The sequence below is a fragment of the Pluralibacter gergoviae ATCC 33028 = NBRC 105706 genome (assembly GCF_001598855.1).
Taxonomy (GTDB): Bacteria; Pseudomonadota; Gammaproteobacteria; order Enterobacterales; family Enterobacteriaceae; genus Pluralibacter; species Pluralibacter gergoviae.
This window is the reverse complement of the sequence record NZ_BCZS01000011.1, coordinates 1-23,696: the sequence shown is the minus strand read 5'-3', so window position 1 is coordinate 23,696 and position 23,696 is coordinate 1. Positions and strand designations below refer to the sequence as shown.

The window sequence follows — 23,696 nt, the reverse complement described above, 5'->3', positions numbered from 1 at the left end:
AATACTGATAGTGTGCAAGTCAAATGATTCAGAGTATCAATGCATTGTCATCGATTATTACTTCACTAAAGAAATCCAGGTCGGCTATTTTATAATTACAGAAAACATTTTCTTTTGTATGGTCGAGCAGCAATATTGATTTCGCCGCCCGATGCGCGGCCATCCATTTACAGTCCGCTTTCGCCTGGCTGGTGGTCATCGCTCCATACTCTTTGCTGAAGCCGTCCGCGCCGATAAAGGCAATATCGCAGGAGTGATCGGACAGAAAGCGCAGCGTTTCGGTACTGTAGGCCGATAAACTCTCCCGTACCAACTCCCCCGGACAGAGAATAACTTTAACGTATTGATTTTCGTTTAAAATACTGGCAGTGCTAATATCATTCGTCAGTACCGTAAGCGGCATATCTACCCGGAGCGCAAGCTCCTTAATCGTGGTGCCGCCGTCCATATACACCACCTGCCCCGGCTGTAAGAAATGCCAGGCCTTTAGCGCTACGTTTTTTTTATAAGCGGTATTTTCTCGCGCTTTATTATTGTAAGGGGGACTAGTCTCAATAAAGTTTTTTACAATTTTGCCGCCAAAAACGACTTTTATCATCCCCTGCTTTTGCAACTCCTCAATATCTCTGCGGATCGTCATATGAGAAACTGAAAAATGGTCAGCCAGTTCACTGATGGTGACGTGACTCTCTCTGCTAACGCGTTCAATAATGCGTTTAACCCGCTCTTCTTTGTTATATCTGGACACTCTTACTCTTTCCACCTGGCTAGCCTTACCATGACGCAAGATTAAAATAACTCCAGACATTAAAATGAGATCAAAATCACCAATTCACATCAAATTCACGTTTTAACATTGAGTTTCACACCATCTGTGTTTCCATAGCCGAATCTTACCTGAATCCATGAGGTGAACTATGTACCCGACAACTGATGACAAGCGTAGCGATATTATTGAGTGCGCCAGAGCGGTCCTGATTAACGAAGCCCGGACGCTGATAGATGCCGCCCCCCGGCTGGGAGAAGGGTTTATCAGCGCCGTGAATATCCTGCTTAAGACCCGGGGACGGGTAATTGTGACGGGTATGGGAAAACCCGGCTATATCGCCCACAAGATTGCCGCCACGCTTGCCAGCACCGGCACGCCAGCTTTCTGGCTTCATCCGGCAGAGGGTGTACATGGTGATTTGGGGATGGTGACATCTGCAGATAGCCTGCTCATCCTCTCTAACAGCGGCGAAACGCCGGAAATCCTGGCGCTTCTTCCGACACTAAAGCGTATTGGCGTACCGATTATTGCTCTGTGCGGCAATCCTGCCTCTTCACTGGCTAAACATAGCGACGCGATTCTTGATGCCAGCGTTGAGGAAGAGTGCTGCCCGCTGAGGCTGGCGCCGATGAACAGCACCACCCTGGCGCTGGCGCTGGGCGATGCGCTGGCCGCCGTCCTGATGAAAATGCGTGACTTTAAGAAAGAGGATTTTGCGTTTTATCACCCCGGTGGCTCACTCGGCAAACGTCTGCTGCTGACCGTAGGTGACGTGATGAAAGCCGGAGAGTCGTGCTGCGCCGTCCGCCAGACGGCAACCATCCTGGAGACGCTGTTTACGATGACCAGCAGCAAAACGGGCGCCGTTTCCGTCACCGATGACGACCAGCGGCTCATTGGTATTGTCACTGACGGGGATATACGCCGCTATGTAATGTACAACAACCTGTTTCTCGACAATCCGGTAACAGAAGTGATGACGACAGCACCCACCTGGATCTACGCGGACGAACTGGTGGAGGCGGCCATCAGAAAGATGGAGCAGCACTCGCCTGCGGCGATAACGGTACTGCCGGTACTGGATCGGCAAGAGACCGTGTGCGGTATTCTGAATGTGGCAGACCTGATGAAGCATCATTTGCTGTGAATGACAGCATAGCGCCTCTGGCAACCTGGCCCATTTATTCCCTACCCGGGAAGCCGTTGTTGATGGTTACCTGGCGAAGTGAGCATTAGCGCGTTTAGTCAAAAAAGTAGGGACTATTTTCCCGAATCACCACAACCCTCTTATCAAAAAAACGAAAAATCATACCGTCCGCCAATCTCATCATTTAAAACGGACGGTATTGCACTCACTAATAATTACTCCACCAAATGCCCAAACGCTCCCAGCACCGAATCCAGGATTCCCAGCCCCTGCGTCACCTGCTCTGCGCGGATAACGCACGGCGGCACGACGTGGATGCGGTTTTCCACCACGAAGCTGAGCAGGCCCGCTTCGGTGAGGGCCGACTTGATGGCGGCCATCCCGGCGGCGGCAATCGGTTTTTTGGTTTGCCGGCTGCTGACCAGCTCCAGGGCCTGGAACAGGCCGCGGCCGCGCACTTCGCCGATGATGGCGTGCTTTGCCGCCAGGGCGTCGAGGCCGGGGCGCAGGGTGGTGCGACCCACGGCGGCGGCGTTTTCGACCACGCCCTCCTCTTTCATCGCATCGAGGGTGCCGACGATGGCGGCCATCGCCAGCGGATGGCCGGAGTAGGTCAGGCCGCCGGCGAAGAAGTGGTCGTCGAAATAGCGGGAGATCGGTTCGCTGATGAGGACGCCGCCCGCCGGAACGTAGCCGGAGTTGACCCCTTTGGCGAAAGTAACCAGATCGGGCACCACGCCGTCCTGCTCAAAGGCGAACCAGCTGCCGGTGCGGCCAAAGCCCGCCATCACCTCGTCGAGGATCAGCACGATGCCGAACTCGTCGGCCAGCGCCCGTACGCCCTGCATGTAGCCGGCGGGCGGCACCAGAATACCGGCGGTGCCGGGCACCGATTCCAGCAGGATGGCGGCAATCGCCGCCGGGCCTTCGCACTCGATCACCCGGCGCAGGTGGGCCAGCGCCCGGCTGCACTCCTCCTCTTCGGTTACCGCGCTGAACTCGCTGCGGTAGAGGTAGGGGTTAAAGAAGTGGACGTGGCCCCGGGAGTATTCGTTGGGCACCCGCCGGGCGTCGCCGGTGGCGGCGATGGCGCTGCCGGTGTTGCCGTGATAGGAGCGGTAGGCCGAGAGTACCTTATCGCGCCCGGTGTAGAGCCGCGCCATGCGGATGGCGTTCTCATTGGCGTCGGCCCCGGCATTGGTGAAGAACACCTTGTCAAAGCCCGCCGGCGCCAGCTCAACGATGCGTTTCGCCGCCTCGCCGCGCGCCAGGTTAGCGGTGGCCGGGGCGATAGTCACCAGCGCGTCAAGCTGCGCCCGCATTGCCGCCAGCACTTTCGGATGCTGGTAGCCGATGTTGACGTTCACCAGCTGGCTGCTGAAGTCGAGATAGCGCTTGCCGTCGTAGTCCCACAGCTCGCAGCCCTCTGCCCCGGCGATCACCAGCGGGTTGAGGCCGCCCTGCGCCGACCACGAATGGAACACATACTCGCGGTCCAGCTGGCGTACGTCCTGATTGCTGACGGCGGTAGCGTTGTTAAATAGCGATGTCATACTCTGCTCCTCGCGTAGGTGGTTAGTCGCTTCATCATTGATGGCAGCGGCGGCGCGGCGTTAGAGCCAGACGGCGGCCGCGGTCGTGACACCGTGTCACAGCGGCGCTTCCTGACTGTCACTGTAGTCAGCCCGGCGGGATTTTTATAGTGGAGGGACATCAGAGAGCGGGAGCGCATTATGACAGTCAGTAAAGTGGTGTTTATTACCGGAGCAACATCGGGATTTGGCGCGGCGGCGGCGCGGGCGTTTGCCGACGCGGGCTGGGGAGTAGTGCTGAGCGGCCGCCGCCTGGAGAGGCTTGAGGCCCTGCAGGAGACGCTGGCTGCCAGCGTGCCGGTGCACATCATCGAACTGGACGTCCGCGACGCCGGTGCGGTGCAGGCGGCGGTAGCCGCCCTGCCCGCAGCCTTCAGCGACGTGCGGGCGCTGATCAATAACGCCGGGCTGGCGCTGGCGCCGCAGCCGGCGCAGAAGGTGGAGCTTGCCGACTGGCACACCATGATCGACACCAACGTCACCGGGCTGGTGAACGTCACCCACGCCCTGCTGCCGACGCTGATTAAGCACGGCGCCGGGGCGAGCATCATTAACGTCGGATCGATTGCCGGGCAGTGGCCCTATCCCGGCAGCCACGTCTACGGCGCCAGCAAGGCGTTCGTCAAGCAGTTCAGCTACAACCTGCGCTGCGATCTGCTCGGCACCGGCGTGCGGGTCACCGATCTGGCGCCGGGAATAGCCGAAACCGAGTTTACCCTTGTACGCACCAAAGGCGACCAGGCCGCGTCGGATACGCTCTATCGCGGCACCACGCCGCTCAGCGCCGCAGATATCGCCGGACAGATGCTTTACATCGCGGAACTGCCGGACCATATGAACATCAACCGCGTCGAGGTGATGCCGGTGCGCCAGGCGTGGCAGCCGTTTGCGATTGACAGGGATTGATGGCTATAGATTAAACGTCGAGCGCTTTCATTGTGCCAGAAAAAAGCGCAGTATAGCACCTGGTGCTATACTCAGGATAACAGGATGTTGACCTCATGCGCGTATTCAAAACCAAATGGTTCAGTAAGGCGGCCAAATCTCACGCCATCAAAGATAGCGAGTTATGCCAGGCTGTTGAGGCGGTCATGCAAGGGAAAGCAGACGATCTCGGCGGAGGCGTTTATAAAAAGCGGCTGAACCAGAATCGCGATCGCGCCATCATCCTGGCGAAAGGGGGACAGCATTGGTTTTACACGTTCCTGTATGCCAAACAGGATATGGTAAATATCAATAACCGCGAACTGGCCGGATTTCGCGAATTAGCAAAGCACTATGCTGTACTTGTCGATGAAAAGATTATGGCACTCATCGAGAGTAAAGAACTGGTGGAGATTTGCCATGACTGCAAAAAGTAAATTTAAGAGCCCAGCCTTTGAGGCTATCCATAGCGCAGCCGCTGGCTTATTGAGCGTCGACGCTATCCCGCAGGAAACAATGCGCAATTTCGATGAGGCGTGCCTCAGTAGTGTGGACGATCTTCAGCCTGTTGAAATAAAAGCGCTGCGTGAGAAGCTGAACGTCAGTCAGCCGGTTTTCGCACGCTATCTGAATACCAGCGTTTCAACGGTGCAAAAATGGGAAAGCGGCGTAAAACGCCCCAGCGGGCTATCGCTGAAACTGCTCACCGTGGTTCAGAAGCATGGTTTAAAGGTATTAGTTTGATTAACTAAATCGCTTCAGACACCTCGATTGAGGTGTCTGTCAATAATGCGTCTTTTTTTATCCCTACCCCCGGCTCTGCAAAAACTGCCTCACCCGCTCCGAGTCCGGCGCGGTAAAAAACTTCTCCGGCGGCGCTTTCTCAATCAGCAGCCCTTTTTCCAGAAACACCACTTCGTCAGAGACCTGGCGGGCGAAGGCCATTTCGTGGGTGACCACCACCATGGTGTAGCCCTCGGCGGCCAGCGCCTTCATCACCCCCAGTACCTCGTTTACCAGCTCCGGGTCGAGCGCCGAGGTGGGCTCGTCGAACAGCATCACCTCCGGCGACATCGCCAGCGAGCGGGCGATAGCCACCCGCTGCTTCTGCCCGCCGGAGAGCGTCACCGGCCAGGCGTCGGCCTTATGCGCCATCCCGACCTTAGTGAGCTGCTGGAGGGCAATGCCGTTAGCCGCCTCGCGCTTCATCCCCTTCACCCGCACCAGCGCCTCGCTGACGTTGTGCAGCACGCTGAGGTGCGGCCAGAGGTTGAAGCTCTGAAACACCATCCCCACCCGGGCGCGGACTTTCGCCAGCTGGCCGTGGGACATCGCCCGGCCCGAGGCATCGTCCACGCCGATGCGCTCGCCGCCGATGCGGATCTCGCCGCGATCCGGCTGCTCCAGCCAGTTCATGCAGCGCAGCAGCGTCGATTTCCCCGAGCCCGAGGAGCCGAGGATGCTCACCACCGAGCCCTTCGCCACCGTCAGGTTGATATCCCGCAGGACCTCGACGTTATCAAACTGCTTGGAGACGTTTTTGACGCTTACCGCCGCGTTATCAGACATGGCTGACTCCTCTTCGTTTTCCGTAGTTGCCGAGGCGCTTTATCAGCAGCTCCAGCAGAATGCTGATCCCCCAGTAGAGCGCGATCGCCACGATGAAGGCATTAAAGGGAATAAAGTAGGTCGCCTGCACGCCGTTGGCGGCGGCGGTGATCTCCTGCACGGTGATAATGCTGAGGAAGGCGGTATCCTTCAGGCAGATAATCAGCTGGTTGCCGAGCAGCGGCAGCGCCGAGGAGAGAATATTCGGCGCGATAATGTGCCGCCAGGTGCGGTAGCGCGAGAAACCCTGGGCAGTAGCCGCCTCGATATAGCCGCCCGCCAGCAGCCGCCGCTGGCTGCGCAGGATCTCAAAGAAGTAGGCGCCGTGATAGATAATCAGCGCCAGCAGCCCGGCGCTCCACGCCTCCATGCTGATGCCAAGCTCCGGCAGACCGTAATAGAGCAGATAGGCGAGGATCAGAAACGGGATCGCCCGCATCAGGTTGACGAAGCCGGTAATCAGCCGGTTGACCAGCCGCTGCTGATGCTCGGTGACGTAGCTCAGCAGCAGCCCGAGCAGCAGGCCCGCAACCGCCGCGATGATAAACAGCTCCAGGGTGACCAGCAGGCCGTCGATAAAGCTCTGGCGCGCGGACCAGATAACAGACCATTGATTCATTGCTACTCCTGGCGCATCAGGCGCTTGGCTTTGCGTTCCGCCAGCCCCTGCAGCTTGAGCAGCAGGCCGACGATGATCACGTACAGCAGACCCGCCGCGAGAATAGGCGACAGCGGCTCGTAGGTGACGGAAGAGATGCGGTTGGTGACGCGGGTAAGATCGACCACGCCGATCACCGCGATCGCCGGGCTGCCCTTGATCAGAAACGACATCTCGTTGACCAGCGCCGGCAGGCTCTCTATCCACATCTGCGGCAGCATAATGTAGCGGAACCACGCCCAGCGCCCCATGCCGACCGATACCGCCGCCTCGCGCTGTCCTTTCGGAAAGTTGCGAAAGGCGTTGCGCCAGATCTCGGCGTTAAACGCCGAGGTGTTGAGCGTCAGCGCCGCGATGGCGGCGGCGGTTTTATCAAGATTAATGCCCATCGTCGGCAGCGAGAGAAACAGAAACAGCACCAGCGTCACCAGCGGCGTGGCGCGGGCGAGGCTGATATAGACCACCAGGATCTGATCGATAACCGGGATCTTCAGCATCCGCACCAGGGCGATCAGCAGTCCAATCACCACGCCGAAGGCGATGGCGATGGCCGAGATCCACAGCGTCGTCCAGGCCCCCTCAATCAGTAACTGCCAGGCAATAAGATCCATGCGTTCCCCTCACGTTCACGGGCGGCGGTCTTCCGCCGCCGCAGATTACATCCCGGTCAGCTTGTGAAACTGCGCGGCGCTGGTGATGGGTTCAGTGGGCAGGTCATCGTAAGTTTCGCCGAACCACTTCATCTGCAGCGCCTTGAGCTTGCCGGTTTCCCGCATGTGGTTCATAAATTTGGTCATATACTCCAGCAGCTGCGGCGAGCTTTTCGGTATCGGCCAGCCCATATAGCCCGGCCCGGAAACCGGCAGGCCTTTAGCAAAGACCTTCGGGCGCTGCTTCACCAGATCGTTGACCGAAATCACGACGTTAATCACGTAGTCGAGGCGCTTGTTCGCCAGATCGGCATAGGCTTCCGGGTAGGACTGATACTCCACCACCGGCCCCAGCTTGCCGCCGGTTTTCTCCAGCATCGCCTTCAGTTCCGGCAGCCTTGCCAGCAGGGCGCTGCCCGCCTGCACGCCGACTTTTTTGCCGCTCAGATCGGCGATGGTATTGAGGGAGTTATCCCCCGCGCGCTTGACAAAGTAGTGCTGGGCCGAGGCCCACGGCGGGGTAAAGTTGAAGACATTCAGGCGCTCATCGGTGACCACCGCCCCGGTCAGGGCCATGTCGTACTGGCCGGTGGAGACCGCCGCCAGCAGGCCGGTCCACGGCAGGATGCTCTGCTCAACGTGGAATTTGGCGTACTTGCGCAGCTCCTCCAGCATGTCCTTATTGAAGCCGTCGGCCTGGCCGTTATTCATGAAGTTAAAGGGCGCGTAGTCATCTTCGGTCGCGACCTTGAGGGTGCCCGCCTTCTCAACGGCCGGCAGATCCGCAGCGACCGCTTGCCAGCTAAAGGCCAGGGCAATAACGGCGGCGAGACAAAAAGAACCAGTGGATTTTTTCATTGTTCACCCCTGAGTAGATCGCAATGTGGTTAAGCAAAAAGAGTGCCGAGGGCGACTTTCGCCGGGCGCTAAGGGACCGCGTTTTTACTGTAGGGAAGCTTTTCGATTTATGAACAGAGACAGTTGCCGCGCAAGGATGTGTCAGCCGGTGTCAGAGTGGTACAGAACTTGCTGAGATCTCCGGGGGAACAACACCGGGAGAAGAGTGATGATTAAACATCTGCTGCACGTCGACTTTGACCGCCAGCGCGGCCTGCAGGAACAGGTGCGCGAGACGCTGGTCAGCGCCATTCTCAGCGGTCTCTTTGATGCCCGGACGCCGCTGCCCTCCTGCCGCCAGCTGGCGGCCCAGCTTAACGTGTCGCGCAATACCACCGCGCTGGTGTTCGAGAGCCTGGTCAACGAAGGCTACCTGATAAGCCGCCCGCGCAGCGGCTACTACCTGCACCCGGAGTACCAGCAGGCGGTGGCGAATATGCCGGAACGCGCTCCCGCCGACGAGGCGCATGCACCGCGCTGGTGCAGCCGGCTGAAAATTACCCCCAGCCAGCAGGAGTCGATCCTCAAGCCGGCGGGCTGGATGCACTACCGCTATCCCTTTATCTACGGCCAGCCGGACACCCGCCAGTTTCCTCTCGCCAGCTGGCGGGCGGCGGCGAGCTGGCTGCACGGCGGCGGCCGCGAGCCGGACTGGGTCGTTGACCATATCGACAAAGACGTGCCGATGCTGATTGAGCAGATCCGCACCCGCATCCTGCCCCGGCGCGGCATTGCCGCCTGCGCCGATGAGATCCTGATAACCCTCGGGTCGCAGAACGCCCTCTATCTGCTGACCCGCCTGCTGCTGGCCCGCGGCACCCGAATGGGCGTGGAGAATCCCGGTTTTCGCGAGGCGATCAATACCTTCCAGCTCAGCGGCTGCGATATCGTGCCCCACGAGGTCGATAGCGAGGGGCTGCGCCTCGGCGAGGCGCGCTGCGACTACTACTACGTTACGCCCGGGCACCAGGTACCTACCGGCGTCGCCATGAGCAACGCCCGGCGCAGCCAGCTGCTGGCGCACGCGGCGGCGAGCGATGCGGTGATTATTGAGGACGATTACGATTCCGAGAGCAACTTCACCCGCAACCCGCAGCCGGCGCTCAAGGCCGGCGACGCGCAGGGGCGGGTTATCTACGTCAGCAGCCTGTCAAAGGCGCTCTCTCCCGGCCTGCGGCTGGGGTTTATGGTGGCCGACCCGGAGCTTATCGACGAGGCCCGCGCCCTGCGGCGGCTGACCTATCGCCATCCGCCTACCAACATTCAGCACCAGATGGCGCACTTTCTCGCCCAGGGCCACTACGACACCCACCTGCGCCGCTACCGCGACGACTCGGCGCGCCGCTGGGACCGGCTTGACGCCGCGCTGAAGCAGCTGCTGCCGGAGTGCCGCCCGCTGCCCGGCAGCGAACACGCCAACGCCTTCTGGCTGCGCACGCCTTCCGGGGTGAACACCCAGCAGCTCACCTGGCGCGCCGCCCACGCGGGGGTGCTGATCGAGCCCGGCGCGCGCCATTTTCTCGACGACGCCCCGCCGGAAAACTACTTTCGCATGGGCTTCCACGCCATCGACCCGGAGGCCATTGCGCCGGGCGTGGCGATACTGCAGGACCAGCTGGCGCGCATCTGAGGGGGAAGATTGCGTCCGGGAGGGATTTCCCGGACAATACTTTTTTAACTGACGGTTAACCTGACGATGAAGCACCCTCTTGAATCCCTGACCACCGCCGGCGGCATCCTGCTGATGGCGTTTCTCTCCTGCCTGCTGCTGCCCGCCCCGCTGCTGGGGGTCACCCTGGCGCAGAAGTTAATGGGATTCTTTCATCTGATGGATCTTAACCAGCTCTACACCCTGCTGTTCTGCCTCTGGTTTCTGTTGCTCGGCGCGGTGGAGTTCTTCGTGCTGCGCTTCGTCTGGCGCCGCTGGCTGGCACCGGGACGCTGAGTCCGGCCTCAGTGCGCCTGATGCTCTTTACGCCAGGCGCCCGGCGGCTGCTTAAAGGCGCGGGTAAAAACGCAGGTAAAGGTCTGCTGGGAATCAAAGCCGTACTTGAGGCTGATATCGTAGACCCTTTCATCAGTGTCGCGCAGATCCCGCGCCGCCAGGTACAGTTTGCGGGTGCGGATGTAGCGGCCGAGGCTCTCGCCCTTGTACTGTAAAAACAGGCGCTGCAGGTGCCACTTTGAATAGCCCGCGTGGCGGGCGATATCGTCGATGCGCAGGGGCCGGTGCAGATTGTCGTCAATCCACTCGACGATGGTCTCTATAACCTGAGCGGAAATCGTCATTGCTCCTCTCCTTCTGTTATCGCTTAGGGCGTTACTCCCACCAGACGCGAAATTGTTGGTCTTTATCCGCCACGCTCACCGGCTCGCCCTGAACCGGCGTCAGCAGGCGATAGTCTTTATCTGCGCTGGCCAGGGTTAGCTGCTGGTAGGGGTCGTTCCAGCGGTGGCGCGCCAGCACAAAGCGCCCGGAGTGCCCCGGCAGCACCGCTGCGGCGTTAACATCCGCCGCCGCCCGGGCGGTTTCATCCGGCATCATGTGGACGTGATGCCAGTCCGGGTCGTACTGGCCGTTTTCCATAATGGCAATATCGACGGCGCCAAACTGTTCGCCGATGGCCCTGAAGTGCGGGCCGTAGCCGCTGTCGCCGCTGTAGTAAATTTTCTGCGTCGGCGTCACCAGCATAAAGCTGGCCCACAGGGTCTGGTTACGCTTCAGGCTGCGGCCGGAAAAGTGCTGCGCGGGCAGGACGTGCACCGTTAAGGTGTCGTCAATCTTCACCTGCTGCTGCCAGTCCGCCTCGGTAATAATGTCGCCGCGCATTCCCCAGTAGCGCAGGTGCGACCCGACGCCGAGCGGCGTCACCACCCTGCGCACCTTCGGCAGCAGCCCTTTGATGGTGGCGTAATCGAGATGGTCATAGTGGTCGTGGGAGATAATCAGTAGATCTATCGGCGGCATGTCGTCCGCCCGCCACGGGTAGTCGCCGGGAAACGCTTTATTAATAAAGGAGAACGGCGACGCATAGCTGCTGAACACCGGGTCAATCAGAATGCGCTTGCCGGCGAGCTGCAAATACCATGAGGAGTGCCCGAGCCAGACGATGGTGTCCTGCGCCAGCGGCAGCGTGGCCAGATCGGTGGGTATTACCGGCAGCGGCGCGTCGGGCCAGGCGTAGTCGCGCTTCTCGGTCACAAAGCTCCACAGCGCGGCCAGTTTGCTGCGCTGCGGCTGGCCGACGCGCACCGGCGCCGGGACAGCGTTGCGAAATTCCCCGTCGCGGTAGTTCGGTGAACGCTGAACGGCATCCAGACCGTCGCCGCTGGGCGCCTGGCCAAAACCGGCATTCAATACGAAGGGAAAACTTCCTGCACTGGCAATTAACATAACGACGACCACGCTGATTGAGAAACGCTTCATTATGTGACCTACCCCAGGCTTCTGAATCCGGAGTAAGGGGAAGACTTGATTATGAGTGAGTAGGCACTCATTATAGGGGAGAGCTGAAAACCGTCAAGACGATTTTCATTTTTTGACATTGCCATTGAAGTCGCACCCGGGGCGTGTTTCAATCGCCGCTTTTCTAAAATCAGGAGAAAAATGCCGTGGCTCGTCCCAGGAGTGAAGATAAGAAACAGGCGCGGCTTGAGGCCGCAACGGTGGCTTTTGCCCAGCAGGGCATTGCGGCCTCAACGGCCACGATCGCCCGCAGTGCCGGCGTCGCCGAGGGCACGCTGTTTCGCTATTTCGCCACCAAAGACGATCTGCTCAACGCCACCTACCTGTACCTCAAAAGCGCGCTGTGCGAGACAATGCTGGCCGGCATTGCGCCGGGCAAAACGCCGAAAGAGCAAACCCGCGATATCTGGAACAGCTATATCGGCTGGGGGATCGGCAACACCTACGGCCACCGGGCGCTGCGCCGCATGGCGGTCAGCGAAAAAATCACCGCCGGGACCCGTCAGCAGGTCAATGAAATGTTCCCCGAAGTGCATAAGCTGTGCCAGCGCTCGGTACGTAAGGTCTTTATGAGCGACGAATATCTCCCCTTTGGCGATGCGCTGTTTCTGTCGCTGGCCGAAACCACCATCGAATTTGCCAGCCGCGATCCTGCGCGCGCCGGGGCTCTGACCGCCCTCGGCTTCGAGGCGATGTGGCTGGCGCTGGCGGAAGAGAGCCCGCAGTGAACGGCGATGAGGTGGTGCGCTTCGCGCGTGAGTATGCGCTGACGCTGCCTTTCACCGAGCCGTGCTGGCCGTTCGGACCGGAGTACGACGTCTTTAAGGTCGGCGGAAAAATGTTTATGCTCGCCGCCGTTATTCAAGGCCGACCGCTGATTAACCTCAAGGCCGCGCCGGAGATGGCGCTGCTGCATCAGGCTATCTATGACGGCATCCGGCCCGGCTACCATATGAACAAAAAACACTGGATAAGCGTTTACGGCGGTGAGAACATCACCTCAGAGCTGCTAAAGACGCTTATCGACGACTCCCGGCAGCGGGTGATTGATACGCTGCCCGCGCGCGTACGCCAGCGCCTTCGCCCGCCGCACGGATAAGGCCAACACGTGCGGTTAACGCATTTTACCCTTTACCCCTTTCCCTCTCTCCCTGTACTCTGATTTTCACTGAATGCGCCGCAACGCGCTGTATCTATTGAGGAGTTATTGTGGATATCATCTCTGTTGCTAAAAAACGTTACTCAACCAAAGCCTTCGATGCCGGTAAGAAGCTGACCGCTGAACAGGCGGAAAACCTGAAAACGCTGCTGCAGTACAGCCCGTCGAGCACCAACTCGCAGCCGTGGCACTTTATCGTTGCCAGCACCGACGCGGGCAAGGCGCGCGTGGCGAAATCAACCCAGGCAAACTTTGCCTTCAACGATCGCAAAATCCTCGATGCCTCTCACGTCGTCGTGTTCTGTGCGAAAACGGCAATGGACGACGCGTGGCTGCAGAAAGTGGTCGATCAGGAAGACGCCGACGGCCGCTTTGCGACGCCGGAAGCCAAGGCGGCCAATAACAAGGGCCGCGTCTTTTTCGCCGACATTCACCGCAAGGAGCTGAAAGACGACGGCCACTGGATGCAGAAGCAGGTCTACCTCAACGTCGGCAACTTCCTGCTCGGCGTGGCCGCAATGGGCCTTGATGCGGTACCGATCGAGGGCTTTGATGCCGCTGCGCTGGACGCGGAGTTCGGCCTGAAAGAGAAGGGCTATACCAGCGTGGTGATTGTGCCGGTTGGCCACCACAGCGCGGAAGACTTCAACGCGGCGCTGCCTAAATCGCGCCTGCCGCTCTCCGTCACCCTGACGGAAGTATAATGTTTCCGGGCCCGGCAGCCGCTGCCGGGCCCGCTTACTTCTGCCCGTCCAGCCACGCCAGCGCCCGCTCTCCTTCTTCATCCACCGGCAGATAGACCAGCAGCCGGGAGCCGTTGCGCGGCGCCGAATACCAGTACATCTGCTGCAGCTGAAAGCGCCCCAGAGCCGGGTGGGTGAAGGTTTTTAGCTGGTTTTCAACGCCCCTGACTTCATAGCGCTGGCGCCAGAGCGCCTCAAACTCCTGCGACGCGGCAAAAAAGCGCGCCAGCTTCTCTTCCCAGGCGCGCTCGCCGCGGTGCTCGGCCATCGCCGCGCGGAAGTAGGAGACAAAGGTCGGCAGTACGTCGGGATTCGCAATGCGCCCGCGCCAGGTTTCATTGGTGAGATAGAGGTAGATACAGTTGCGATCCGCCTCGGGGATCGCGGCAAAATCGAGCCCCATCAGCCGGCAGAAGCTGTCGTTCCACGCCACGATATCGAAATTCGCTTTCTGAATGCTGGCGGGCTGCGGCATCAGGCTGTCGAGCATCCGCCGGGTGCCCTCGCCGATCCCTTCACACTGCGCCTGTAGCGGAGATTCCGGCGGCGTCAGCCCGGCGAGCACGAACAGGTGGCGGGTCTCCAGCGGCGAGCACTGCAGAGCGCCCGCTACCGCTTCCAGCACCGTCGGCGAAGGATTAACGTCCCTGCCCTGCTCAAGCCAGGTGTACCAGGTCACGCCTACGTCGGCGAGCATCGCGACTTCTTCCCTGCGCAGCCCCGGCGTGCGCCGTCTCCCCGTGCGCGGTAACCCCAGGCGCTGGGGATCGAGACTTTCACGCCTCGCCCGCAAAAAGGCCGCAAGCTGCCTGCGGCGCTCATCGTGGTGGTTGAGGGGCAAATCGGCGGCAGCGGTCGGTAGCATATAACCTCCAGCAGGGTAGCGTCAGTACCAGTATAAGCAGGAACTGGTACCCGTTTGTGCATTGGGCGATGCTACGTCGAGTTACCGAAAGACGCAATGGAGAAGACCATGAATTCGCCTGCTGTTTCAAATTATCGCCCGGCCCTGCTACTGCTGCTGACCGGGCAGATGCTGCCGCTTATCGACACCTCGATTACCAACGTGGCGCTGGATTCGATTACCCACTCCCTGCGCACCGGCCCGACCCAGCTGGCGCTGATTGTCGCCCTGTACGGCGTTGCCTTCGCCACCTGCCTGGCGATGGCCAGCAGGCTCGGGGATAATTTTGGCCGCCGTCGGCTGTTTACGGCGGGCGTGGCGCTGTTCGGCGCGGCGTCGCTGCTGTGCGGCTTAGCCAACAGCGTCGCATTTCTGCTGGCCGCCCGCACGCTGCAGGGCATCGGCGCGGCGCTGATCGTCCCGCAGATCCTCGCCACGCTGCACGTCACGCTCAGGGGCCCCGCCCACGCGCGGGCAATTAGTCTGTATGGCGGCATCGGCGGCATCGCGTTTATCGTCGGCCAGGTCGGCGGCGGCTGGCTGGTCTCTGCCGATATCGCGGGGCTGGGCTGGCGCAACGCCTTCTTTATTAATGTGCCCATCTGCCTGCTGGTGCTGGCCCTCAGCCCGCGCTTTATTCCCGAAACCCGCAGCGAGGCGCGCGCAGGCATCGACTGGCGCGGCACGCTGCTGCTTGCCCTGCTGCTCTGCTGCCTGCTGTTTCCGCTGGCGCTGGGTCACGATCTGCACTGGCCGCCGGCGCTGAAGCTGATGCTGACGGCAACGCTGCCGCTTATCTGGCTGATGTGGCGCAGCGCGCGGGAACAAGAGCGACGCGCGAGCCCGGCGCTGCTGCCCCCGCGTCTGCTGAGGCTTCCCAGCATCCGCTTTGGCATTGTCATCGCCCTGCTCTTTTTCAGCGCCTGGTCGGGATTTATGTTCTGCATGGCGCTGACCCTGCAGGCGGGGCTGGGAATGACCGCGATGCAGTCCGGCAACAGCTTTGTCGCCCTCGGGGTGGCCTATTTTATCTCGGCGCTGAACGCTAGGGGATTGATTGCCCGTTACAGTACCGGCCGGATCCTGCTTGGCGGTCTGGCAGTGCAGATAAGCGGCCTGGCGCTGCTGGCCGTCACCTTCTGGTGGGCGGGAAAACGCGCCGATGCGCTGGTGCTGTCGCCCGCCACCGCGCTGATAGGCTACGGTCAGGCGCTGATTGTCAATAGCTTCTACCGCATCGGCATGCGCGACATTGCGGCCAGCGACGCCGGGGCGGGCAGCGCCATCCTGAGCACGCTGCAGCAGTCAACTCTGGGGCTGGGTCCGGCGCTGCTGGGCAGCCTGTATCTGGCGCTGGCGGGCACCGGCGGCGATATCTTCGCCATCACCGGCTTTTTGGTGCTGGAAATTGCCATGATGCTGCTGCTGGCGGCAGCGGCCGTCGGCTATCGGCGCCACCTCAGCGCCGAACAAATAATTCCCTGCAAATGAGCGATTTTTGCTGCCAGATAGCCTGAAATTTGCATCTTATTGCCGCAGCCGTCATCATACTCTTTGCCATTAAAAGGAGAAATTATGCAGGAGTTATTGTTAAAAATTCAGGACCTGGGCATTGATATCAACCACACCACGTCGCTGTTTATCCGGTTTGGTATTATTGTGCTCACCGCCGTCGTGCTGCACATCATCCTGCACAAGGTAGTGCTGCGCGGCTTTGAAAAACGGGCGACGGCCAGCAGCCACCTCTGGCTGCAGATAATCACCCAGAACAAGCTGTTTCACCGCCTGGCCCTGACGCTGCAGGGTATCGTGGTGCAGATCCAGGCCGAGCTGTGGCTGCAAAAGGGCAGCGAGCCGGCCACTATTCTTATCACCTGCGCCCAGCTGTGGGTGATGCTCTACGCCCTGCTGTCGTTCTTTTCGCTGCTGGACGTGATCCTCAACCTTTCCCGCCGCTTCCCGATGGCGGCGCACCTGCCGCTGAAGGGCATTTTCCAGGGCATCAAGCTTATCGGCGCTATCCTGGTCGGGATCCTGATTATCTCGCTGCTGATGGGCCAGTCGCCGGCCATTCTGATAAGCGGCCTCGGCGCGATGGCCGCGGTCCTGATGCTGGTGTTTAAGGATCCGATCCTCGGCCTGGTGGCGGGCATTCAGCTGTCGGCAAACGATATGCTGCGCCTCGGCGACTGGCTGGAGATGCCGAAATACGGCGCCGACGGCGCGGTCACCGATATCGGCCTGACCACCGTGAAGGTGCAGAACTGGGATAACACCATTACCACCATCCCGACCTGGTCGCTGGTCTCCGATTCGTTCAAAAACTGGAGCGGCATGTCCGCCTCCGGCGGACGGCGCATCAAGCGCAGCATCAGCATTGATACCACCAGCATCCACTTCCTCGGCGAAGAGGAGCAGCAGCGGCTGATTCAGGCGAAGCTGCTTAAGCCCTATCTGGAGAGCCGCAGCGAGGAGATCAGCAAGTGGAACGAGGAGCACAGCAGCGGCGACTCGGTGCTCAACAGCCGGAAGATGACCAACATCGGCACCTTCCGCGCCTATCTCAACGAGTATCTGATCAACCATTCGCGCATCCGCAAGGATATGACGCTGATGGTGCGCCAGCTGGCGCCGGACACTAACGGCCTGCCGATTGAGATCTACTGCTTTACCAATACCGTCGCGTGGCTGGAGTATGAGGCGATTCAGGCGGATATCTTCGACCATATCTTCGCGGTGGTGGAGGAGTTTGGCCTGCGCATTCACCAGACGCCGACCGGGAACGATATTCGCGCGCTGGAAGGGGCGTTCAGGCAGCAGTAGATTAACGCGCGCAGAATGGAGAAGAAGAAAAGGCACCGTTAACGGTGCCTTTTCTGTTGTTATCTTCGCTACACTTTACAACGTGCCGTTGTCCTGTCCGCTTCCCAGGATGTGAATTCTGTCCCTTACGGACTGGCTACACGCGCGCAGCGCGGACGGCGTTCGATAATTTACAGAGCAGGGCCGCTCATACCAGCTCTGGATACAAAAATGATTATGCGCGCGATCGACCGTAACCAAAAGTGCAGCTGTATCTACCGTGAATCCCATCAGCGCCTCCCTGGCCTGGCCATGAACTCATTTCAAAGATGATTTTCCGGCATACGTCCTTAATTCCCAATTCAGCGAAATTAAATAAATAACCTCGCCCACGCAATGCATTTCGTCGTCTGTTTGGCTACACGAATGCAAAGGCGGGCGAATAGATTACTTAGCGGCCCTCAGCGTCTTAAACGCCGCAAACAGCACCAGCACCCACACCGGCAGCAGAATGGCCGAGGTGCGCATACCGTCGATGGTGAGCATCAGGATGAAGATCATCAGCATGAAAGCGATGCACAGGTAGTTGCTCGCCGGGGAGAACAGCGCGCGGAACTTAGGCTCCCTGCCCTTGCGGCGCTGGGCGGCGCGGAACTTGAGGTGCGCCAGGCAGATCATTACCCAGTTAAGCAGCAGCGTCGCCACCACCAGCGCCATCAGCAGGCCGAGGGCGTCGTGCGGCAGAACGTAATTAATTACCACCACCAGGGAGGTGATCGCCCCGGAGAGCAGCAGCGAGTTGACCGGCACGCCGCGGCGGCTGATGCGGGTGAGGAACTTCGGCGCGTTGCCCTGAATCGACAGGCCAAACAGCATCCGGCTGTTGGAGTAGACGCCGCTGTTATACACCGACAGGGAGGCCACCAGAATGACGAAGTTCAGCGCCGAAGCGACGATGCCGCTGTCGAGGTTGTGAAAAATCATCACAAACGGGCTGCTGTCGGGCTTGATATGGATCCACGGATAGAGCGACAGCAGCACCGTCAGCGAACCGATATAGAACAGCAGGATGCGGTACACCACCTGATTGACCGCTTTTGGAATCGATTTCTCCGGTTCCCGCGCCTCTGCGGCCGTGATCCCCACCAGCTCAAGGCCGCCGAAAGAGAACATGATCACCGCCAGCGACAGGATGAGCCCCTGCCAGCCGGTCGCCAGGAAGCCGCCGTGCTTCCACAGATTATCGAAGCCGACATTCTTACCGCCGTGGCCGCTGAACAGCATCCACAGGCCGAAAGCTATCATGCCGACAATCGCCAGCACCTTGATCAGCGCAAACCAGAACTCGGTTTCGCCGTACAGGCGCACGTTGACCAGGTTCACGGCGTTAATGATGACGAAGAAGGCAGCGGCCCAGATCCAGGTGGGAACGTCAGGCAGCCAGTACTGCATGTAGATCCCGGCGGCGGTCAGCTCCGCCATGCCCACCAGTACAAACATCACCCAGTAATTCCAGCCGGAAAGAAAACCGGCGAACGGGCCCCAGTATTTGTACGCGAAGTGGGCAAAGGAGCCGGAAACCGGCTCTTCGACGACCATCTCGCCGAGCTGGCGCATAATCAGAAAAGCGATAATCCCGGCAATGGCGTAGCCCAGAATAACGGCGGGACCGGCAATCTGAATCGCCGGACCGATGCCGAGAAACAGGCCGGTACCGATGGCGCCGCCGAGGGCAATAAGCTGGATATGGCGGTTGTGCAGGCCGCGTGTGAGCGTCGGCTGATTCTCCGGCGCGGCATCCTGAAGTTGCTCTTTGGATGCAGATGACGCGTTTTTCACGTCGTTCCCCTGTTGCATTTTTACAGAAGGGGCACCTTTTAACACTTCAGGCGGCCTGCCGCAAGCGGCATCCCGGCGCCGATGCGCCGGAATGCGCTGGGCGCTATCAGAAATCGTAACTCATAGAGACTTTTACCGTGCGCGGCGCGCCCATGTAAAGGTACTCGGAGGTGTCATTCGCGCCGGACCAGTACTTCTTGTTCGTCACATTATCGACGCCCAGCCGCCAGACCATCTCATTCTGATCGGCGTTAACCCGGGTGCGGTAGCGCACGCCCAGATCGAGCGTGGTGTAGTCGCTGAGCTTCTTGTCGTTCTCCTTATCGGCATACTGCGAACCGGTGTGGTTCACGCGGGCGGTGGCGGTCAGCCCCTCAATCGGCTTGATGTCATACTCTGCGCCCAGCACCATGTAGAAGCGCGCGACGCCAACCGCGCGGTTGCCATCGTATTTGCCGCCTTCGGTTTTATTCATCTCCGCATCAAGCCAGGTCGCGCTGCCGTTGAGGCGCAGGCCGAGCATCGGTTCGCCGAAGACGTTCAGCTCCACGCCGCGGTGGCGCTGCTTGCCGTCCAGACCGTAGCGCCCTTCATCGTTGATGATAGCCAGCGGCTTTTTAATCTGGAACAGCGCCAGCGAGCCGCCGATGCGCCCGTAGTCCACCTTGGCGCCAACTTCATTCTGCTTAGAGTGCAGGATGCCGACGCTTTCGCCTTTGTTGGTCACGGTGTCATTTACCGGCGCGCGGCTGCCGGGCTCCAGCGCCTCGGTATGGTTGGCGTACAGAGAGAGCGTTTCCCACGGCTTGTAAACGATGCCGTAGGTCGGCATCCAGCGGCTGTCGGTGAAGCGCGAACTGAGCGTTTCATCACCCGTTGCATTGCTGTAGTTACGCACCACGACTTTCTGGCGGCGCGCGGCGGCGGTGACCAGCACCTGGTCATCAAAGAAGCCGAGCGTGTCGCTGAGCAGCCAGCCCTGAATGCGCTGGCGGCCGGAGGTTAACGGGTCGTGATAGTTGCCGCCAAAGAAGGTGTTATCCGGCTCGGCCACGTTGTGATTGTCGTAGATATTGGTGGTCGGCAGCGCCGTCGCCATCCGCCAGGCCGTTTTATCCTTCTGGATCCGCGCCGAGTAGCCGATGTTGACCTTATGGCTCACCGGGCCGGTGTCAAAATCGCCGCGCAGGCCGCCCATGCCGCTCCAGGTATCGGTAATACGGTTAGTGTCCATCCGGCTGACGGTGGCGTCGCCCGCGCGGTCGAGCAGCTTCGGCGTGCTGTAGGTGCCGGTTTCGTGGGCGTGCTGGCCGCCGAAGGCCGCGTAGGTGGTCCAGCTGTCGGTAAGATCATACTCCGCCTTCGCCATGCCGAACTCGTTTTCGATATCGCTGTAGCCCCACTTCTGGCCGTAGTTCTTGCGGTTGTCGGGCACCTTCGGCACAAAGTCCACCGCGCTGGTGTTAAGGCCAGTTTCACCGCCGTGGAAGGTCTTCTTCTGATAGCCGGCGTCCAGCGAGGTGCGCAGGCGATCGCCGCGATAGTCGAGGCCCACCGAGGCCAGGGTTGTGCGGCGGCGGTCGTCATTGGTCGCCGTATCGCCTTCGCGGTGCACCAGGTTGACCCGGGCGCCGAACTGGTTGCTGTCGCCGAAGCGGCGGCCGAGGTCGAGGGTGCCGCCCAGCTGCGAATCGGAGGTGTAATCCACGCCGACGCTGGTAATCGGAGTATCTTCCGCCCGCTTCGGCTCAAGATTAATCAGCCCGCCGACGCCCGATGAGGCCGCGCCGTTGACCAGGCTGTTGGCCCCTTTAAACACCTCCACGCGCTCCAGCATCTGGGTGTCCATCACCTGCCTCGGCACGACGCCCGCCAGGCCGCCCATGGTCATATCATCGCCGTCAAACTTAAAGCCGCGAATACGGTAGCCCTCGCCGAAGTTGCCGAAGCCCTGCACCGGCTGCACGGCGGCGTCGTTGCGGACCACGTCGGTGATGGTTTTCGCCTGCTGGTCCTTAATCAGCTTTGAGGTAAAGCCGATAACGTTGAACGGGACGTCCATCGCCTTCTGCTCGCCGAGCATGCCCAGGCGGCCGCCGTGGGCTATCTGACCATCGAGATAGGCGGGGACCAGCTGGTCACCGCCGGGTTTAAAATCGCTGCCTTCCGTGGCCTGCACAACCAGAGTCTCTTCCGATGTATTGCTGCTCTTCGCGGCGGTGCTGTCTGCCGCTGAAGCGGCGTAAGACACGGCGCCCACGGCGAGCGCGATCAGCGTTTTGCGAAAGGCAAACGCGGTCATGGAGGTATTTTGCATGGTAAATTTTACGAGACTAAGTGGAAAAAAAGCGGCCCGCAGGCGGGCCACGGCGGCGTGAAATTATTTATCCAGCGCGATGCGCACCACGCTGTCCGGACCTTTGGTGGTGTGGTCCTTGTTAAAGGCCTGCTTGACGGTCACGTACAGCGTCTGGCCGTCGGCAGAGAGCAGCAGGCTGTTAGGATTCGGCTTCAGATCCCAGCTCCGCTTCACCGCGTAAGAGGTGGCATCGAGGCTCAGCACCTTGCCGGACTCGCGCTGCGACACGTAGATTTCGCGGCGTTTCGGGTTGAACACCACGCCCAGCGAATCGCCAATGTCCAGTTGCTTAATCAGCTTGCCGGTGTGAATATCCAGCACCAGAGTGGTTTTCGCCTTCGAGTTATCGGTCACGAACAGGCGGCCGGTATCGCGGTCTTCAGCGATGTTGAGCAGTAGGGCAGGCTTGTCGCCCAGCGGCTTCCAGCGGTGCTCCACGCGGTTGGTGCGCGGGTTAATCGCCAGCACCTCGCCGCCGCCGTTGGCGACATAGATGCGCCCGGTGGACGCTGAGTAGTGGAAGCCGGTCATCCACTTGCCGGTATTCCTGATGCGGGTCTTCAGCTTGAGGGTATTGGCATCGACCACCCAAATCAGCGCCGGATCGGCCACCGCGCCGACGTACAGGGTATTGTTATGCAGCAGAATCTGACGCGCGCCGTAGGGTAGCCCCTTCTCATTGCGCTCCGGGAACAGCAGGCGCTTTTTCACCTTACCGTCGGCGGTGTTAATCGCGGAGATGCCGCCGTCAAGCGAGTTGGTGACAAACAGCGTGCTGCCGTCATCGGACAGCGCGGCGCCGAAATTCTTCAGGTCGGTATAGGTCAGGCCGAGAGTTTTGAGGGTCGTCGGGTCGAGCTTATAGACCGCCCCACCCTGCACGTTCCTGAAGCCTTCAGCGCTGGCAACGTACAGCGCATCGCCTTTCGGGCTCAGGGCCATCTCATACAGGCCATCGGCCAGCTCGCGCTGGGTCAGATCACTGGCAGCCGGCGCGGTCTGCTGCTGCGCGGCGGGCGCAGCCGTCTGCTGAGCGGTGTTGCTGTGCGCGGCGCAGCCGCCGAGGGCCAGCGCCAGGGCGATAACGGAAAGCTTCAGCTTCATTGGACAATCCTTGCAAAGATCAAAATGAAAACGAGAACTATACGCATTATCTTTTAATGTTCAAGAGAGATTGTCACTTGAGGGATAAGCGCCAGGCAACGTTTAGCGCCAGGAAGGAAACAGTACGGGTATGCCGCAAGCGACATTGCCACAGGCAGTCGTTCGCCTCTGCCGGGTTGTTTCGTGGCGGGATGAGATCAAATCTGAGCGTCAGCTTTGAGCGAGGAGCGGACATCCATAATTGTATGCATGCTGCCATCACGGTGTATGAATCGACCGGGAGCAGGTCAAAGTGTTACGCCTTGCGTGATCATAAATTGTTCGAAAAAACATCCTTTATTTGCCCATTCCTCAAAAATGAATTATTATAATCGTCAAATGGAGGTGCATAATGATTAAACACACCACAGCAGAAAGAGAAATCAACACTTCAGCTAAGCTGAATGAGTACCAGTTGAACCTTCTGAAAAGGATTAACAACCTCGCTATTTCCCTGATGCCTGAGTTTGAAGACAAAAATCAGGCTATGGATGCTATCACGCTGGATGACGGTTCTCTGATGCAATTGCTCTATACCGTTCAACTCGAGCAGAAGACACGCGTCAACGACTACGAAATGCGTAAAGTGCGCCGTCGTCGCGAAAATCTGGAAAGATTTTATCGTGAGCTTCAGGAATTGGGCGGTACGCTTAAGGTGAACGACGTGGTCGATATCCTTGGTATCACACGCCAGGCGATCAACATTCGCGTTAAGAAGAACAAGCTTTTAGCATTCAAACAAAACGGGGATTTTATTTTCCCAAAATTTCAGTTCACTGATAATGGGCTAATTCCCGGCTTTGAAGACGTGATGGCGGCATTCGAAGAGGATACACATCCAATGTTGCGGTTGGGTGTGCTGAAATCACCGATAGAGGTTAATAGTGAAGGCCTACAAAAGACGCCGATTCAAATCATGCTGGACGGTGCTAAAAAGTGTGAACTTAGTATGGCCATACGTGCAGCTAAACAGTTCGGAAATCAAGTAGCCAGTTAACGGATTTAAAAAGAGGGGCCAACCTGCCCCTCTTGGATT

24 protein-coding genes are annotated in these 23,696 nt (G+C 59.5%); 12 read left to right on the top strand and 12 right to left on the bottom strand.

Annotated elements, in window-relative coordinates:
- Nucleotides 1–28: 28 nt before the first annotated feature.
- The gene (locus tag ENGE1_RS12640; protein ID WP_043085355.1) at nt 29–748 is read right to left on the bottom strand and encodes a DeoR/GlpR family DNA-binding transcription regulator; all 720 of its coding nucleotides are present in this window, start codon (nt 746–748) and stop codon (nt 29–31) included.
- A gap of 169 nt (nt 749–917) precedes the next feature.
- Here ENGE1_RS12640 and ENGE1_RS12635 point away from each other — a divergent pair, with 169 nt between their 5' ends.
- Nucleotides 918–1,916: a KpsF/GutQ family sugar-phosphate isomerase gene (locus ENGE1_RS12635; protein ID WP_048252991.1), complete on the top strand. Its 999-nt coding sequence runs from the start codon at nt 918–920 to the stop codon at nt 1,914–1,916.
- A gap of 215 nt (nt 1,917–2,131) precedes the next feature.
- On the opposite strand, the gene ENGE1_RS12630 is transcribed toward ENGE1_RS12635, so the two are convergent.
- A complete protein-coding gene (locus ENGE1_RS12630; protein WP_048252990.1) occupies nt 2,132–3,469 on the bottom strand; it encodes an aspartate aminotransferase family protein in 1,338 nt (445 codons plus the stop codon).
- Nucleotides 3,470–3,649: 180 nt separating this feature from the next.
- On the opposite strand from ENGE1_RS12630, the gene ENGE1_RS12625 reads away from it, so the two are divergent.
- The 3 genes from ENGE1_RS12625 to ENGE1_RS12615 all read left to right on the top strand — a co-directional run bounded on the left by ENGE1_RS12625 (nt 3,650) and on the right by ENGE1_RS12615 (nt 5,176).
- The gene (locus ENGE1_RS12625) at nt 3,650–4,414 is read left to right on the top strand and encodes an SDR family NAD(P)-dependent oxidoreductase (RefSeq protein WP_048252989.1); all 765 of its coding nucleotides are present in this window, start codon (nt 3,650–3,652) and stop codon (nt 4,412–4,414) included.
- A gap of 95 nt (nt 4,415–4,509) precedes the next feature.
- Nucleotides 4,510–4,869 (top strand): type II toxin-antitoxin system RelE/ParE family toxin, encoded by a 360-nt coding sequence (locus ENGE1_RS12620; RefSeq protein ID WP_043085360.1) that lies wholly within the window; start codon nt 4,510–4,512, stop codon nt 4,867–4,869.
- Nucleotides 4,853–5,176, top strand: coding sequence for a helix-turn-helix domain-containing protein (locus tag ENGE1_RS12615; RefSeq protein WP_043085361.1), 324 nt, complete (start codon nt 4,853–4,855; stop codon nt 5,174–5,176). Before ENGE1_RS12620 ends, ENGE1_RS12615 begins: the two co-directional genes overlap by 17 nt.
- Before the next feature lie 63 nt (nt 5,177–5,239).
- Here the strand turns inward: ENGE1_RS12615 and ENGE1_RS12610 are convergent, their stop codons facing one another.
- From ENGE1_RS12610 to ENGE1_RS12595, 4 genes are read right to left on the bottom strand one after another with little or no spacing between them, the layout of a single operon-like run.
- Nucleotides 5,240–6,001, bottom strand: a complete 762-nt coding sequence (locus ENGE1_RS12610) for an amino acid ABC transporter ATP-binding protein (protein ID WP_043085362.1) — start codon at nt 5,999–6,001, stop codon at nt 5,240–5,242.
- Nucleotides 5,994–6,659 (bottom strand): amino acid ABC transporter permease, encoded by a 666-nt coding sequence (locus tag ENGE1_RS12605; RefSeq protein ID WP_043085363.1) that lies wholly within the window; start codon nt 6,657–6,659, stop codon nt 5,994–5,996. The genes ENGE1_RS12610 and ENGE1_RS12605 overlap by 8 nt, the downstream gene beginning before the upstream one ends.
- 2 nt (nt 6,660–6,661) lie before the next feature.
- The gene (locus tag ENGE1_RS12600; RefSeq protein ID WP_043085364.1) at nt 6,662–7,309 is read right to left on the bottom strand and encodes an amino acid ABC transporter permease; all 648 of its coding nucleotides are present in this window, start codon (nt 7,307–7,309) and stop codon (nt 6,662–6,664) included.
- A gap of 45 nt (nt 7,310–7,354) precedes the next feature.
- Entirely contained in the window at nt 7,355–8,206 is an 852-nt protein-coding gene (locus ENGE1_RS12595; RefSeq protein WP_043085366.1) for a transporter substrate-binding domain-containing protein, read from the bottom strand.
- Between the two features lie 208 nt (nt 8,207–8,414).
- Here ENGE1_RS12595 and pdxR point away from each other — a divergent pair, with 208 nt between their 5' ends.
- Nucleotides 8,415–9,875: a MocR-like pyridoxine biosynthesis transcription factor PdxR gene (gene pdxR / locus ENGE1_RS12590; protein WP_048252988.1), complete on the top strand. Its 1,461-nt coding sequence runs from the start codon at nt 8,415–8,417 to the stop codon at nt 9,873–9,875.
- Between the two features lie 66 nt (nt 9,876–9,941).
- Nucleotides 9,942–10,190, top strand: a complete 249-nt coding sequence (locus ENGE1_RS12585) for a DUF1158 domain-containing protein (protein WP_043085369.1) — start codon at nt 9,942–9,944, stop codon at nt 10,188–10,190.
- Nucleotides 10,191–10,198: 8 nt separating this feature from the next.
- Here the strand turns inward: ENGE1_RS12585 and ENGE1_RS12580 are convergent, their stop codons facing one another.
- Nucleotides 10,199–10,534, bottom strand: a complete 336-nt coding sequence (locus ENGE1_RS12580; RefSeq protein WP_064360627.1) for a RamA family antibiotic efflux transcriptional regulator — start codon at nt 10,532–10,534, stop codon at nt 10,199–10,201.
- 31 nt (nt 10,535–10,565) lie between these two features.
- Entirely contained in the window at nt 10,566–11,672 is a 1,107-nt protein-coding gene (locus tag ENGE1_RS12575; RefSeq protein ID WP_048252987.1) for an MBL fold metallo-hydrolase, read from the bottom strand.
- Between the two features lie 185 nt (nt 11,673–11,857).
- On the opposite strand from ENGE1_RS12575, the gene ENGE1_RS12570 reads away from it, so the two are divergent.
- The 3 genes from ENGE1_RS12570 to nfsB all read left to right on the top strand — a co-directional run bounded on the left by ENGE1_RS12570 (nt 11,858) and on the right by nfsB (nt 13,574).
- Nucleotides 11,858–12,439, top strand: a complete 582-nt coding sequence (locus tag ENGE1_RS12570; protein ID WP_064360626.1) for a TetR/AcrR family transcriptional regulator — start codon at nt 11,858–11,860, stop codon at nt 12,437–12,439.
- Nucleotides 12,436–12,810, top strand: coding sequence for an MmcQ/YjbR family DNA-binding protein (locus ENGE1_RS12565; protein WP_048252985.1), 375 nt, complete (start codon nt 12,436–12,438; stop codon nt 12,808–12,810). The genes ENGE1_RS12570 and ENGE1_RS12565 overlap by 4 nt, the downstream gene beginning before the upstream one ends.
- 110 nt (nt 12,811–12,920) lie before the next feature.
- Entirely contained in the window at nt 12,921–13,574 is a 654-nt protein-coding gene (gene nfsB / locus ENGE1_RS12560; protein ID WP_045288044.1) for an oxygen-insensitive NAD(P)H nitroreductase, read from the top strand.
- 34 nt (nt 13,575–13,608) lie between these two features.
- On the opposite strand, the gene ENGE1_RS12555 is transcribed toward nfsB, so the two are convergent.
- Nucleotides 13,609–14,478 (bottom strand): helix-turn-helix transcriptional regulator, encoded by an 870-nt coding sequence (locus tag ENGE1_RS12555; RefSeq protein WP_045288046.1) that lies wholly within the window; start codon nt 14,476–14,478, stop codon nt 13,609–13,611.
- Between the two features lie 108 nt (nt 14,479–14,586).
- Here ENGE1_RS12555 and ENGE1_RS12550 point away from each other — a divergent pair, with 108 nt between their 5' ends.
- Together ENGE1_RS12550 and ENGE1_RS12545 are read left to right on the top strand one after the other, a co-directional pair.
- A complete protein-coding gene (locus ENGE1_RS12550) occupies nt 14,587–16,008 on the top strand; it encodes an MFS transporter (RefSeq protein WP_048252984.1) in 1,422 nt (473 codons plus the stop codon).
- 84 nt (nt 16,009–16,092) lie between these two features.
- The gene (locus ENGE1_RS12545; protein WP_064360625.1) at nt 16,093–17,340 is read left to right on the top strand and encodes a mechanosensitive ion channel family protein; all 1,248 of its coding nucleotides are present in this window, start codon (nt 16,093–16,095) and stop codon (nt 17,338–17,340) included.
- Between the two features lie 426 nt (nt 17,341–17,766).
- Here the strand turns inward: ENGE1_RS12545 and pheP are convergent, their stop codons facing one another.
- The 3 genes from pheP to ENGE1_RS12530 all read right to left on the bottom strand — a co-directional run bounded on the left by pheP (nt 17,767) and on the right by ENGE1_RS12530 (nt 22,621).
- Nucleotides 17,767–19,158: a phenylalanine transporter gene (gene pheP / locus ENGE1_RS12540; protein ID WP_043085387.1), complete on the bottom strand. Its 1,392-nt coding sequence runs from the start codon at nt 19,156–19,158 to the stop codon at nt 17,767–17,769.
- A 106-nt stretch (nt 19,159–19,264) separates the two neighbouring features.
- Nucleotides 19,265–21,475, bottom strand: a complete 2,211-nt coding sequence (locus ENGE1_RS12535; RefSeq protein ID WP_048273012.1) for a TonB-dependent receptor — start codon at nt 21,473–21,475, stop codon at nt 19,265–19,267.
- A 63-nt stretch (nt 21,476–21,538) separates the two neighbouring features.
- Nucleotides 21,539–22,621 carry a YncE family protein gene (locus ENGE1_RS12530; RefSeq protein ID WP_048252983.1) on the bottom strand — a complete coding sequence of 361 codons (1,083 nt, stop codon included), beginning with the start codon at nt 22,619–22,621 and terminating at the stop codon, nt 21,539–21,541.
- Nucleotides 22,622–23,012: 391 nt separating this feature from the next.
- Here ENGE1_RS12530 and ENGE1_RS12525 point away from each other — a divergent pair, with 391 nt between their 5' ends.
- Nucleotides 23,013–23,657 (top strand): hypothetical protein, encoded by a 645-nt coding sequence (locus tag ENGE1_RS12525; protein ID WP_048252982.1) that lies wholly within the window; start codon nt 23,013–23,015, stop codon nt 23,655–23,657.
- The last annotated feature ends 39 nt before the right edge of the window (nt 23,658–23,696 follow it).

Excerpts from the sequence above, each read along its gene's own strand:
- pdxR (WP_048252988.1), top strand. The coding sequence starts at position 8,415 with ATGATTAAACATCTGCTGCACGTCGACTTTGACCGCCAGCGCGGCCTG.
- ENGE1_RS12545 (WP_064360625.1), top strand. The coding sequence starts at position 16,093 with ATGCAGGAGTTATTGTTAAAAATTCAGGACCTGGGCATTGATATCAAC.
- ENGE1_RS12630 (WP_048252990.1), bottom strand. The coding sequence starts at position 3,469 with ATGACATCGCTATTTAACAACGCTACCGCCGTCAGCAATCAGGACGTA.
- ENGE1_RS12575 (WP_048252987.1), bottom strand. The coding sequence starts at position 11,672 with ATGAAGCGTTTCTCAATCAGCGTGGTCGTCGTTATGTTAATTGCCAGT.
- ENGE1_RS12580 (WP_064360627.1), bottom strand. The coding sequence starts at position 10,534 with ATGACGATTTCCGCTCAGGTTATAGAGACCATCGTCGAGTGGATTGAC.
- ENGE1_RS12595 (WP_043085366.1), bottom strand. The coding sequence starts at position 8,206 with ATGAAAAAATCCACTGGTTCTTTTTGTCTCGCCGCCGTTATTGCCCTG.
- ENGE1_RS12550 (WP_048252984.1), top strand. The coding sequence starts at position 14,587 with ATGAATTCGCCTGCTGTTTCAAATTATCGCCCGGCCCTGCTACTGCTG.
- ENGE1_RS12625 (WP_048252989.1), top strand. The coding sequence starts at position 3,650 with ATGACAGTCAGTAAAGTGGTGTTTATTACCGGAGCAACATCGGGATTT.
- ENGE1_RS12535 (WP_048273012.1), bottom strand. The coding sequence starts at position 21,475 with ATGCAAAATACCTCCATGACCGCGTTTGCCTTTCGCAAAACGCTGATC.
- ENGE1_RS12610 (WP_043085362.1), bottom strand. The coding sequence starts at position 6,001 with ATGTCTGATAACGCGGCGGTAAGCGTCAAAAACGTCTCCAAGCAGTTT.
- ENGE1_RS12525 (WP_048252982.1), top strand. The coding sequence starts at position 23,013 with ATGATTAAACACACCACAGCAGAAAGAGAAATCAACACTTCAGCTAAG.
- ENGE1_RS12600 (WP_043085364.1), bottom strand. The coding sequence starts at position 7,309 with ATGGATCTTATTGCCTGGCAGTTACTGATTGAGGGGGCCTGGACGACG.
- ENGE1_RS12605 (WP_043085363.1), bottom strand. The coding sequence starts at position 6,659 with ATGAATCAATGGTCTGTTATCTGGTCCGCGCGCCAGAGCTTTATCGAC.
- ENGE1_RS12555 (WP_045288046.1), bottom strand. The coding sequence starts at position 14,478 with ATGCTACCGACCGCTGCCGCCGATTTGCCCCTCAACCACCACGATGAG.
- ENGE1_RS12585 (WP_043085369.1), top strand. The coding sequence starts at position 9,942 with ATGAAGCACCCTCTTGAATCCCTGACCACCGCCGGCGGCATCCTGCTG.
- ENGE1_RS12620 (WP_043085360.1), top strand. The coding sequence starts at position 4,510 with ATGCGCGTATTCAAAACCAAATGGTTCAGTAAGGCGGCCAAATCTCAC.
- ENGE1_RS12615 (WP_043085361.1), top strand. The coding sequence starts at position 4,853 with ATGACTGCAAAAAGTAAATTTAAGAGCCCAGCCTTTGAGGCTATCCAT.
- ENGE1_RS12635 (WP_048252991.1), top strand. The coding sequence starts at position 918 with ATGTACCCGACAACTGATGACAAGCGTAGCGATATTATTGAGTGCGCC.
- ENGE1_RS12530 (WP_048252983.1), bottom strand. The coding sequence starts at position 22,621 with ATGAAGCTGAAGCTTTCCGTTATCGCCCTGGCGCTGGCCCTCGGCGGC.